Here is a 12,068-nt window from a genome sequence, read left to right as displayed (position 1 = left end):
GGTTAGAAATGGTTTTTTACCTGAAAGCGCCACTCCCAGCTATTGACCTCTTCTCCGGAGGTGTAGGGCACACTGAAGTCGATATGAGCCACATTGCCATAGCTTGAGTGAGAGGAGAAAATTCGGGCTCCAATACCTAAGCTGCCAATAGGGCCCGATACTTCATTATTCTCATCCGGGCCCCCGAAGGCCTGACCGACATCGACAAAGGCGGCCCAGCCTAACTCTGCGAGTTGGTAGAGGTTAATGTGCGGATAGTGGCGGATCTCTGTGGTTAATGACCACTGATTATCACCATGTTGATAATCATTGGGGTAGCCTCTGATCCCGGTTTCATCCCCCAGGGCGAATGTTTGATCCAGGTAGTTATTCTTGGAAGTGCTGATCCGTGTTTTAGCATAGGCCGTCCACTTGGGGTGGATTTGGTAAAAATATTCGGCTGATGCATTGACCCGATAGAAGTCATCCTGGCTGGTGGCTAAGGCTGCCGTTCCGTCAAACTCCAGTAACAGTAGTTTAGCCTCATCTTTATAGCCACGGGTAGTTTTCCAGTCTATATGGTAGCCAGGGGATGAGCTGCTATTGGTATCATTGATCTCTAAACCAAGCTTCAGATAGTGGTGCCAGCCTAAGTTAAAGTCTTCGTTATTGTGTATCAGGTGTACATTATTGAGAACGGTGTAATCATCCTGAAGAAACTCATAGGCGACCCAGGGATAAAAAAAGTCTCTGTCTTGAGGAAGCTTCGAATTCGGGTAGCTGTCGAGATGAGAGAATTGATTTTTATCTTGGGTCAATCCGGTGATAAGTCGAGATCTGGTATCATCGTTTTTCGATATGCGCCAACCATAAAGCAGATTAATGAAATCCTGCTTAACCTCAAACTCGTTGATATCCATTCCATTCTGTTTAAGGGTGTCGTTGCGTAGGTCCTCCAGATAGACAATGGAGTAGCTATCTTTGGTATCTAAGGTATAAAAGGGTTTGTAAAAGTATAGCTTTGTCGACTGGCCATCACTGTTGTCGTAAAAGCTAACACCTAACTTAGAGTGTTTGATGACATTGTCCAGTGGAGCCTCAAAAGCAAGTTTATAGCCTGTTCTGTCGGCGTCAGACTGATAGTTCATTCTGGTTTTTATGCCATACCCCAGCAGGTTATCTTCTTTTATTCCAATCGAAAATTCACTCTCTCCTCCGCTATGTGAGAAGCTAACAGTTGGCAATAGGGACCAGTTATCCCATGTCTCTACCAATACAGTTTCACCTTCAATAGGAGCATCTGCTTGAGGATCTTTGTTTGAGAAGCTGATTTTAGCGTCTCGTATATAGGGTTCTGCTCTTAAGTTTCTCTGGGCCTCTTCGAGATCTTTTTGGCTAATACGGCTCTCTTCTGAGAAAGGGAGTTTATTTAAGATCACCGACTCTCTGGTATTGATATGCAGGTAGTTGGCCCAGCGATGAATGAAAAAACTATCGGGAGCTGACTCATCGAAAATAGGATTGCTGGTGACGATTACCTTACTCAGATTTTTTTCCCGGGTTAGCGCATCGTCCGTCGAATTTACCTCTTCTCCCCAACTAGCCCCAGAGGCTAAAAGGCTGGCAATGAAAAGAGATAGATACGACTTATTACCCTGCATAGGTGCGCCTTATATGATTACCTTTCGATTGACTGAGGAGGAGATGAACAAATTTCTTACAATTTAATAACACACGCGAGTGGCGATTTAGTCAAGAAAAAAAGCAAAATAAGTGGATGATTTTACTAATACCCAAGCTACTTCAAGATGCTCGTTTCAGAGCTCCCGTAGGATAACTGAACAAGGCAGTGATTGAGATAATGGTTATTCCCTTTTCAATATCACTAACGCAGTGCAGGGATTCTACGGAAGCTCCCGAAGGGCAAGCCGAGAAGCAACATGTTTCTACGTTATGAAATATTGAATTAGAATAACTAGTACTGCAATTTCATGCCTTGATCTCTGTCACTTCTCTACATGCTGAATCCTGCATGTTGAGGTTGCTTGGGTATACGCAAATGCAAATGTAGTCGTGATGTTTTCCGGGGGAGAAAACATCACCATTATGGATTTTTTCGCTGGTAATTGATGCGTTTTACAGCGTTCTACGCGGTGATACGGCTACGTTGGCAAAAATTAACCCGGCGACGAGTGACATAAATATCAGGAAGATTTGGCTGCCAATATGAGACTGGTTAAGCATAGTCTCACCTAAGATAAGCGTGTTGAGGCCAATATAGGTTTTACTACCGGGGACTAAAATAACGATGCCCTGAAGCAGGGCGATGGAAGCGGGAGCTTTCATCCAACGTGCAAACAGGTTTGAGTAAACCCCCACTGCGAATGCGCCAAAGAAGATACCGATAGAGTCGCCTAAGTAGATGCCACCCAACATAGATGAGAAGAAGGCGACGATACCTGCGAGCACTCCCCAGGGGGAGTCTTTCATACGGGCCTTAAATATGATCACCAGTGCCATCGATAGGATAGGCACTGCAGACCAGATAGCGACTTGTGGTACCGGCTCTGGTTCAAAGTAGATGGCTTCACCAAATATCGCCTTGCCAACCACCATGCCGAAAATTGCTCCAAAATAGAGCTTAAACAGCAGCATGCACGCATCCATGACACGAGCGGTCCCGGATATCAGATCTCTGGCGGCGAGTTCCGCTAAGCCTAAGGTGAGCGCGAGACCGGGGACAAAGATAATGATGCCGGATAGAATTACCACTGGGAGGTTGATATGGGGATCAACTTGAGCGATGCCACTGGCAATGATGGCACATAGGATGGCCGCTAAGGGTTCAAGCATTTCGGCCATACGTCTGGACCGCTCGGCGCGATAGACCAGCCCATAGACCATGAAGCCAAGCAGGGCCGACCAGAATACATCGTTCCAGCTCGTTCCCATCAGCATAGCAAAGGCACCAGCCGAGCTGCCAAATGCCAATAAGGTTAGCAGCGGGCCATAAGCATTGGGTTTATTGGCGATCTCATCGAGTCGCTCTAAGGCTTCCTGGAGGGTGCGCTTCCCCGACACTAACTCTTCGACCAGTTCATCGGTACGCGCCAGAGCGCCGAGATCTAATTCACCAGGCTTAACCCTGGCTACATGGTTGTACTCTTGATCGGTATCGTGTTGCAGAACGAAGGTCATGGCGGTGGGGGAGATAAGGAAATACCCCTCGAGTCCCAGGAGTTCAGATACCGCTTGAAGGTGTGCCTCCAGTCGGTAAGCCGGGGTGCCAAACTTGTGCAGAGACTTGCCTAACTTAATGATAAATCTGCGCTTCTCAAGGAATTCTTCGTTGTTCACTAGCAGGGTCCATTGTTGTTTTAGTTTTCGGGAATGCCAAACGAGCGCATATTAACCTAGTTTGTGGGAAAAAGGTTAATCAGATGGAAAATATTTACTTATACCAACCAGTATAAGAAAGTGGTCTTACGGATTGGTATTACTTCTAATAAGTTGTAATGCTGGGTGAAACTACAATAAAAGGAAACCTTATGTCAGTTGCCATCTCAGGTCTGTATATCAGCATCACTGCAGTTTTAGTCGTCATATTTGCAATGCGAGTGATTCAGTTACGTAGAAAGCATAAAATTGGTTTGGGCAGTTCCGGTAATGAAGAGTTAAGGTTAGCTAACCGTGTGCACGCCAATTTAGTGGAAAATGCACCCATGGCCATGATTTTATTGCTGGTGGCCGAGCAGAATCATCTACCTGGCCTGTTTTTGCATATTCTGGGTATAGCGTGGATCGTCGGTCGAATCTTACACGCGATAGGCTTGACGCAAGGCCGGGGCGGTTATCATCTGGGGCGTTTTTGGGGAGGATTACTGAGTTGGCTGGTTATTCTTATCTTGGCTGGTATTAACTTAGGCTATTTCTTCTCGAGTCTGGCATAAATTAATGGAGTTAATACCCTCTACCATAGTGTGGCTAAGCAACCCTACCTTTTATAGGGGGAATCAAATTTGAGAGGCTTTAACTAAGCAATATTGCCTGGCTGGTTGTTTTTTGTTCGCACTCACCCCCTGTCCCCTGTTATACTCCGCCTCCCTTTCGGGGGCGCGAATGTTTGTATATTTTCCATATTAGATAGTCAGGCTGTAAAACTCATGCAAGTTGAATCCACATTATTTACTTACCCTAAGCATCGCTCTGAACTGAAGCGTCCGGCTCCTTTTTTACCTATGTCTCGTAAAGAGATGGATAAGCTGGGTTGGGATAGTTGCGACATCATCATAGTGACAGGTGATGCTTATGTGGATCATCCAAGCTTCGGCATGGCCGTTATCGGTCGTATGCTCGAAGCTCAAGGCTTTAGGGTGGGGATCATCTCTCAGCCTGACTGGTCGAACAAAAATGACTTTATGAAGTTGGGTAAACCCAATCTCTATTTTGGTGTTACCGCTGGCAACATGGATTCGATGATTAACCGTTATACGGCAGAGCGCCGCATGCGTCATGATGATGCCTATACCGCAGGTAACATTGGCGGTAAGCGTCCCGACCGAGCCGTGACCGTTTATACCCAGAGATGTAAAGAGGCCTTTAAGCAGGTTCCCGTGATCATCGGCGGCATCGAAGCGAGCCTGCGTCGTATAGCCCATTATGATTACTGGTCCGACAAAATTCGTCGCTCGGTCATTTTAGACGCCAAGGCGGATATTCTGGTTTATGGTAATGCGGAGCGTCCTTTGGTGGAGCTTTCTCATCGTCTTGCCGGTGGTGAAGATATAGCGAGTCTGCATAATATTCGTGGTACTACGGTTATTCGAAAAGAGCCCTTACCAGGCTGGAAAGGGATGGATTCTCGCAAGTTAGATCAACTGCATAAAATCGATCCTATTCCCCATCCCTATGGTGCCGATGATGTGGGCTGTAAAAATCTGTCGGGTCCATCGGATGTAAAAATTTTCGATAACGAAGCACCGAAAGCGATTAGCGTACAACCGCCCCGCCCAAAACCCTGGGAAAATACCTATGTATTACTGCCAAGTTACGAAAAGGTATCCGGCGATAAGTACCTCTATGCCCATGCATCGCGTATCTTGCATCAAGAGCAAAATCCCGGTTGTGCCCGAGCCCTGTTTCAGAAGCATGCCGAGCGTGCTATTTGGGTGAACCCGCCAGCTTGGCCACTGAACACAGACGAGATGGATGGTGTGTTTGGTTTGCCCTATGCGCGCGTGCCCCACCCTTCATATGGCAAAGAAATTATTCCCGCCTACGACATGATTAAGACCTCGATCAATATCATGCGTGGCTGCTTCGGTGGTTGTTCATTTTGCTCTATTACCGAGCATGAGGGACGTATCATTCAGAGCCGTTCACAAGAATCCATTGTGAACGAGATTAAAGATATTCAGGACAAGGTTCCCGGATTTACCGGTGTTATCTCAGATCTTGGTGGCCCGACGGCTAACATGTACCACTTGGGCTGTAAGAGTGAGAAGGCGGAGAAAACCTGTCGTCGTATCTCCTGTATCTTCCCCGATATCTGTGGTCATATGGATACCGATCACCAGCCAACTATCGATCTGTACCGAGCGGCTAGGGAACTGCCGGGCATTAAGAAGATCTTAATCGCATCGGGCGTGCGTTATGACCTTGCATCCGAAGATCCCCGTTATGTCAAAGAGCTCGCGTCCCATCATGTCGGCGGCTATCTTAAGATCGCCCCGGAGCATACCGAAGAGGGGCCGCTGAACAAGATGATGAAGCCTGGTATGGGTACCTACGATAAGTTTAAAGAGCTTTTCGATAAGTACTCCAAAGAGGCCGGTAAGAAGCAGTATCTCATTCCTTACTTTATCTCGGCTCACCCGGGGACGACTAATGAAGATATGGTTAATCTGGCTTTATGGTTAAAAGGTGAGAAGTTTAAGCTGGATCAGGTTCAGAACTTCTACCCATCACCTATGGCCAATGCAACAACCATCTATCACACCGAATTAAACTCGCTGAAAAATGTGAAGCATACCAGTGAGCAGGTGACCGTACCTAAGAAGGGGCGCCAACGTAAGCTGCATAAAGCCTTGCTGCGTTATCATGATCCCGTCGGTTGGCCGATGATCCGTGAGGCTCTCATCGAGATGGGCAAAGAGAAGCTTATCGGTAACGGCCCTAACTGTTTAGTGCCGGCAGAGACCCGTCAAGAGCGTGAGGCGAACCGAAATAAAGGTAAAGGCGGTGGTGCGGGCAAAGGGGCGAGTACGAATAAAAACTCGGGTGGTAAGAAAGCCTTCACCCGTTTCTCTGAAGATCAGTTTGCCGATCGCAAGCCTAAAGCTAAGGGCGGCGCAGGTGTTAAGGGAAAAAGTGACTCATCTCCTAAACAGGGCTCGGGTAAAGCCGGGACCGGAAAAGGGAATAGTTCTAGTTCATCGAGGCAACGTCCCGCGAAGAAAAATGTCTGGGGTACCACGCCTAAGCACCAAAGATAGGCCGGGTGATAGCATGATTCGCTTACGGATTATGCTATCTTTATTGCCTTAGCTTTACGTATGGGAAAAGTGCTATGAGTGATCCGAATAAGCCAAGCAGTGAAGATTACAGTGACCATGATTTTTGGCTCAAGGTAAAACAGTTTGCTAAGAAAGCGGGCCGCGAAGTAATAGACAATGCTCTATGTCTCTATTACGCCGCCCAACGCCCCGATACACCTAAATGGGCCAAGACAGTTATCTTTGGTGCCCTGGCCTATTTTATTGCCCCTCTCGATGCCATTCCCGATCTGACACCCTTTGTGGGATTTACCGATGACCTCGGCGCTCTGGCTGCGGCTCTGGCCATGGTTAGCGTCTATGTCGATGATGACGTGGAACAGCAGGCTGCAGAGAAGTCATCTGCCTGGTTCGATTAATCAATCGCTCCTGACATGAGTGGCTATTAGTTAGCTGACAGCCACTGCTCTGTTGTTTTAATCTCTGCACCACCGAATGAGAGCGATAACAGATTCGCTGCGACCAACTCGGCACCATTAAAATTATGTTGACCGTAATCCAGCTTCGGTGCTGCTATTGCATCGCTGATCACCTCACAAAGGTAGCCTTTGTTGGTAGCACTACGACAGATAGTTTGCACGCAGGCTTGAGCCATGGCGCCGACAACGACTAAACGCTCGATACCTGACTCCACCAACGTCTGCTCAAGAGAGGTATCGATAAAGCTGTCTATCTGATGCTTGACCACAACCGCTTCGCCATCGGTAGGCTTAACGCTGGCCTCTATCTCGATACCTTGAGTGTTGGCGGCAAAGAAAGGGGCATTCTCATCCTCGAAGATATGCTGAATATGAATCACAGGTAACTTGTTCGTTCTGAAATGTGTGAGTAGGGACAGAGCTTGTTTGGCCGCTTTGTCGGTATTTTCCAGTTCGAACCTGCCTTCGCTGAAGTAATCATTTTGCAGATCGACCAAAATCAGTGCCGTTCGCTTTTGTCGATCGAGAGGGACCGTTAATTGAGTGAGCACGCTGAAGTCATCCTCTTCCAGGTACCATTGACCATCATCACTTAATGCCCAAAGCTCCTTACTTATGAAGCCACTGGCAATATTCATCGACCAGTTAGCCGACAGTATGGCTTGCTTGTCGCTGAGTACCTTAATTTCAACATTTCGATAGACCAGCTCGCTAGGGCCACTCTTAGCGAACTCACTCCAAAACCCACCGATGGCATCTATACCCTCGAAGCGACCGAAGGGGGAGACCTGCATGCTTGCATTTGGCAGGTAGCGTTCGATGCAGGTCTGGGTGTTACCTTGATTAAAGTTAGCTATCCACTCTTGGCTGGCTTGCATGACTGACTTTCGAATTGATTGGCTCATATTGTTTCTCCCGGTTAATTGATTTGTTTTCCAATGTCGGGGAGTTTATTGTTGTTTCACTTGGTGATAATTAGCCTTAAGGTGAAATGAATGTTCAATAAAAATGAACAAAAGCGGTTGGCTTATCAGATGTTGGTATTTGATGAGGTGATTAAACAGGGCTCCTTCACTGCGGCAGCAGAGTCTCTGGGACACACTAAGTCAGCGGTCAGCCAATATGTGAGCCAACTCGAGAGTGGGCTTGGCGTTCGCCTGCTTAATCGCAGTACGCGCCAGTTAAACTTAACTGTGGTTGGAAAAAAACTGGCAGAGCGAAGCGAGCAACTGCTTGAGCTGTTATCTATGACGCTCGAGGAGGTTAAGTCTCACGAGCTGGCTCCTGCGGGTCGAATCGCAATTACGGCTCCCCATGCATTCGAAGCGGGGCTGGTGACGCCGATTATCGCGCATCTGTGCCATGAGTATCCCAAGTTGACGCCTGAGTTGATGTTCACCGACGAGCGCTTGGATCTGCTGCAAAATAATCTGGATATTGCCATCTCGGTGGGGCCACAAAAAGACAGTAATTACCATGCTATTCCAATCGGCACATTAGATAGTATTTTGGTGGCATCGCCGGGCTACTTAGCTAAAAGGTCGGTAGATGAAATGGAGCTGGGGTCTCATCATCTGGTCACACTTCCCTGGCAGCACCAAGCGGTTCTTCACAAGAATTATGGTGAGAGAATTTTGTTTAGTACCGATAAACAGTTGAAAGTGAACACCTCCATCAGTGCGATCAATAGTGTGAAATGTGGTGTGGGTATCGGCCTGATGCCCTCAATATTTGTACGCGAATATCTCGACTCCGGCCTGTTACAGCGTGTGCTGCCAGAGTATCGGGGTGAGATTAGAGAGGTGTATGCCTTGCACTCCTACCAGCAGCAACTGCCACTGGTGTTAAGGCGATTTGTTGATAAGTTGAAACTGGCGTTGAACAGGGGGGATTGAGCCGGTAAAGGCCGCCCTGACCCAAGCAGGACGACCGGACATAAATGGTTATTTTAAGACAGCTTAAACTGCTCCACGATCATTCTGAGTTGATGGTTCGCGGTGGCCAGGTTTACGGTTTCATTACTGGTGGCTTCACCGTTGGTGGATAGCTCGTTTGCCATCTCCCGGATGGCTGACATATTGCGGGTGATCTCGCCCGACACAGAGCTTTGCTCCTCTGCAGCTGTGGCGATCTGGGTGTTGAGGTCATTGATCTGATTGACCGAACTGCCGATGTTATCCAGATCAGATGCGACCCGCTCCGTCGTCTCGGCCGTTTTAAGGCAGGTTATCTTAGTGACATCCATCGCCGTGATAGCCGCATTCGAGGCTTCTCTAAGCTTAGTGAGAGTCTGCTCGATTTCGGCCGTGCTTGACTGAGTTCTGGCAGCCAGTGCGCGCACTTCATCGGCGACAACCGCAAATCCCCGGCCCTGTTCTCCGGCTCTGGCCGCTTCAATCGCGGCATTTAATGCCAACAGGTTGGTCTGATCGGCAATCTCCCCAATCACTTTCAACACTTGAGTGATATTTACCGTATCTCTGTCTATCTCGGCAATGTTGGCGGAGGTGTTTTCAACTTCCCTGACCAGTTGAGCCACGGTGTCGGTGGCCTGACCCACGACGGCCTTCGATTCAAGGGTTTGGTTATTGGTGACTTGAGTGAAAGATGCAGTTTCCGCGCCATTTCTGGCCACATCATTGGCGGTTGCACTCATCTCTTCGATAGCGGCGACGATCTGCTCGGTCTCCGTGGTGTGCGCGACAAGGATATGGCTGTTGGCTTCGGTCTCTGACTCTAGGCGCTTCACGCTGCTACCGATATGTGTCGATGATTGCAGCACTTCGAGCATCATAGATTGCAGGTTGGCGATGAACTGGTTAATCCCCTGGGATATCTCTCCCAGATCATCCTCGCTCTTGACCTCCAACCGGCGGGTCAGATCGCCATTGCCTTTAGACAGATCTGTTACCATCTCCTTGAGCAGTAATATGGGTTTATAGATCACGAATAACACGCTCAATAACACGCTGATAGCCAGCGCTAGCATGATCAGAGATGAGATAGTGGCGTTGGTAAGCGCCTTATCTACGGCCGCATAAGCGACAGACTTTTTCAGGCCGATAAGCAGATACCACTTCTTACCGTTTACCAGGTTGATCGCCTTGGAAAACGCGATTTTATCTACGCCGTCTAAGGTGTATTCCTGCATAACCTCGTCCTGTGACAACATATTTCGTTCGACTTCAGGCAGGCCAAAATCGGAGAAGTGAGTGCCTGAGACCAGGCGTTTGGATTCAGACGCCAGCACTTTACCCGTCTGATCGGTAATTAATACCACGGCGCCGGGGTAATCCACGGCCTTAACCGTATCTGCCAGAAAGGTGAGTTCGATATCGCCCAGGACAACGCCGTCGCCGAGATTTTTCAGGATAGAGATAACATTGTGGCCTGTGCCGTCATCGACATAGATATCGGTGACATCAAGGGCTGTGGTGGCTTTACCTTGCTGATACCAGGGGCGGCTGCGTGGATCGTACTGTTCCGGTATCGCCTTACCGTCAACCCACTTGCTATTGGTTTCTGTCGAGTAGGCCGAGCCATCGTCGAAACCGAAATAGATTCGGGCGACGCCGCTGATATCGGTAGAGAGTCTAGCTGCCTGAGCATAATTGCCTCTGTAGGTACCTTGTTGGTAGTGGGCGGCCAGAGCATCGATGGATTTGGCCTTCTCTGAAAACCACTCCTCGATGTTATTCGATTCATATTTTGCGATGCTGGTTAGTTTTTCATTGGTATTGGCTATGGTGCTCTCTTTTAACTCCATATATGAGAGCCAGTTTGAGATTAAAAGGCAGAGGGCGACCAGAGTCACCATTGACGCTATCAGCGATTTTCTAAATCCTAACAATTGCTTATCTCCACAACAGTGACAGAAATGAAAAGAGACCACTAGTAGGCCTCTTTTATTTGGGTTAGCTCTTTTGCTTTATGGCTAGCTCAATAGCGACTTAGCCTTTCCAGTTAAGGTTGAAGTCGTATCTGAAGCCTAAGGTCAATGCTTGATCGTCGGCGCGGTTGTCAGAGTTCTTGGCTAAGTACTCAAGATGAACACGTACATTCGAGATTGGGTTCCACTCAAGGGTAGTGTTGAAACCATCATAGTCGGCTGAGGTGTTGTCTTTGATGCCATCTTTAAACTGGAAGTAACCCACTTTTACCTTGTAGTTTTTAGCAATAGGGTAGGCCAGTGCACTGTCTAATGTGCTGCCACTACGGTCTTGGCTTAAGGCATCGAAGTTATATTGCTTATCCTGGTAGCTGACTGCAACATAGAGATCGTTGCTGAAGGTATAAGCGACAACGCCGCCGATAGTCTTGTCATCGCCTTCGATACCGGCATCGGTCATTGTGTTTTGGCTGACATAACCTAAGCCTACGTGCAGCTGGTCGATGTCGTAACCGACACCTAAGTTGACCATATCGGCACCCGTGTCACCGCTATTGCCGTCAACCTGGGCACCGGCCATCCAGGTGAAATCACCTGTGACCAGCTTATAGGTAACGAAGTTATCGACGAAGAACGGGCTCTCATGGTCATAAGCGTATGGGCTGTTGCCATGGTTAAAGATATCGACGTACTCGGCGACTAAGGTGTATTGAGCCGGACGCTGTTTACCAATACCCACTTGTCCGTAAGGTGAAGCGATAGCGGCATAGGCCTGACGTGCCTTACCAAAGTTACCCGAGTTGGCGATATCGACGCTCCACTCACCTTGAGCAATCGCGCTCCAGCCATCGGCAAATTCTGTGCTGGCCTTGATGCCGACGCGAGACAGGGCGTCACGAACATCCCAGGTTTTATCTTGATCATCATCCAGGTAGCTAAGGGTTGGGCGGATTGAACCGTACAGGCTTACCTGGCTGTTTTTAAACTGTGATGGTGCGGCGTTGTTTTCGAGGTTCGCAATGCGCTGCTCTAGAGATAGTGCATCATCGGCATAGGCATTATAACTACATAGACCAACGGCAATAGCCACGATTGATTTTAGTGTTTTCATCGTATTTATCTTCTTATTCTTTATGGTTCAGGATGCAACCAGCCGCCATCCTCTTAGGTAAGAGCCGGTTAGTGCAAAGCTGAATAATGTATTGTCAGAGCCTGGGCTCTATTTGA

General features: G+C 48.2%; 9 protein-coding genes. 4 read left to right on the top strand and 5 right to left on the bottom strand.

Translation table 11 applies throughout. From position 1 onward, the window contains the following. Window positions 1-2 precede the first annotated feature (2 nt). On the bottom strand, window positions 3-1,640 hold the full coding sequence (locus EKG39_RS16185; protein ID WP_185817631.1) for a ShlB/FhaC/HecB family hemolysin secretion/activation protein: 1,638 nt from the start codon (window positions 1,638-1,640) through the stop codon (window positions 3-5). A gap of 475 nt (window positions 1,641-2,115) precedes the next feature. Next, complete coding sequence (locus EKG39_RS16180; protein WP_126507008.1) at window positions 2,116-3,336, bottom strand: threonine/serine exporter family protein; 1,221 nt, start codon at window positions 3,334-3,336, stop codon at window positions 2,116-2,118. A gap of 191 nt (window positions 3,337-3,527) precedes the next feature. Between EKG39_RS16180 and EKG39_RS16175 the strand changes: the two genes are divergently transcribed. The 3 genes from EKG39_RS16175 (at window position 3,528) to EKG39_RS16165 (ending at window position 6,892) form a co-directional block, all read left to right on the top strand. After that, window positions 3,528-3,929, top strand: a complete 402-nt coding sequence (locus tag EKG39_RS16175; RefSeq protein ID WP_126507006.1) for an MAPEG family protein — start codon at window positions 3,528-3,530, stop codon at window positions 3,927-3,929. 213 nt (window positions 3,930-4,142) lie between these two features. After that, complete coding sequence (locus tag EKG39_RS16170; RefSeq protein WP_126507004.1) at window positions 4,143-6,473, top strand: YgiQ family radical SAM protein; 2,331 nt, start codon at window positions 4,143-4,145, stop codon at window positions 6,471-6,473. 74 nt (window positions 6,474-6,547) lie between these two features. Then, window positions 6,548-6,892 carry a YkvA family protein gene (locus EKG39_RS16165; protein WP_126507002.1) on the top strand — a complete coding sequence of 115 codons (345 nt, stop codon included), beginning with the start codon at window positions 6,548-6,550 and terminating at the stop codon, window positions 6,890-6,892. 26 nt (window positions 6,893-6,918) lie between these two features. Here the strand turns inward: EKG39_RS16165 and EKG39_RS16160 are convergent, their stop codons facing one another. Beyond that, complete coding sequence (locus tag EKG39_RS16160) at window positions 6,919-7,857, bottom strand: isochorismatase family protein (protein WP_126506999.1); 939 nt, start codon at window positions 7,855-7,857, stop codon at window positions 6,919-6,921. A gap of 90 nt (window positions 7,858-7,947) precedes the next feature. On the opposite strand from EKG39_RS16160, the gene EKG39_RS16155 reads away from it, so the two are divergent. Then, entirely contained in the window at window positions 7,948-8,847 is a 900-nt protein-coding gene (locus EKG39_RS16155; protein WP_246028531.1) for a LysR family transcriptional regulator, read from the top strand. A 53-nt stretch (window positions 8,848-8,900) separates the two neighbouring features. On the opposite strand, the gene EKG39_RS16150 is transcribed toward EKG39_RS16155, so the two are convergent. Together EKG39_RS16150 and EKG39_RS16145 are read right to left on the bottom strand one after the other, a co-directional pair. Beyond that, window positions 8,901-10,769 (bottom strand): methyl-accepting chemotaxis protein, encoded by a 1,869-nt coding sequence (locus EKG39_RS16150; RefSeq protein WP_246028532.1) that lies wholly within the window; start codon window positions 10,767-10,769, stop codon window positions 8,901-8,903. A gap of 133 nt (window positions 10,770-10,902) precedes the next feature. Then, window positions 10,903-11,952, bottom strand: coding sequence for a porin (locus EKG39_RS16145; RefSeq protein ID WP_185817630.1), 1,050 nt, complete (start codon window positions 11,950-11,952; stop codon window positions 10,903-10,905). Window positions 11,953-12,068: the final 116 nt, after the last annotated feature.

This window comes from Shewanella atlantica, from assembly GCF_003966265.1.
In the GTDB taxonomy this organism is placed as follows: domain Bacteria; phylum Pseudomonadota; class Gammaproteobacteria; order Enterobacterales; family Shewanellaceae; genus Shewanella; species Shewanella atlantica.
The sequence above is the reverse complement of the archived record's forward strand: the minus strand, read 5'-3'. Positions and strand labels throughout refer to the sequence as shown.

Bases quoted from the DNA above. Each gene is read 5' to 3' on its own strand.
- EKG39_RS16145 (WP_185817630.1), bottom strand. From the start codon at position 11,952: ATGAAAACACTAAAATCAATCGTGGCTATTGCCGTTGGTCTATGTAGT.
- EKG39_RS16160 (WP_126506999.1), bottom strand. From the start codon at position 7,857: ATGAGCCAATCAATTCGAAAGTCAGTCATGCAAGCCAGCCAAGAGTGG.
- EKG39_RS16150 (WP_246028532.1), bottom strand. From the start codon at position 10,769: ATGGTGACTCTGGTCGCCCTCTGCCTTTTAATCTCAAACTGGCTCTCA.
- EKG39_RS16175 (WP_126507006.1), top strand. From the start codon at position 3,528: ATGTCAGTTGCCATCTCAGGTCTGTATATCAGCATCACTGCAGTTTTA.
- EKG39_RS16155 (WP_246028531.1), top strand. From the start codon at position 7,948: ATGTTCAATAAAAATGAACAAAAGCGGTTGGCTTATCAGATGTTGGTA.
- EKG39_RS16170 (WP_126507004.1), top strand. From the start codon at position 4,143: ATGCAAGTTGAATCCACATTATTTACTTACCCTAAGCATCGCTCTGAA.
- EKG39_RS16165 (WP_126507002.1), top strand. From the start codon at position 6,548: ATGAGTGATCCGAATAAGCCAAGCAGTGAAGATTACAGTGACCATGAT.
- EKG39_RS16185 (WP_185817631.1), bottom strand. From the start codon at position 1,640: ATGCAGGGTAATAAGTCGTATCTATCTCTTTTCATTGCCAGCCTTTTA.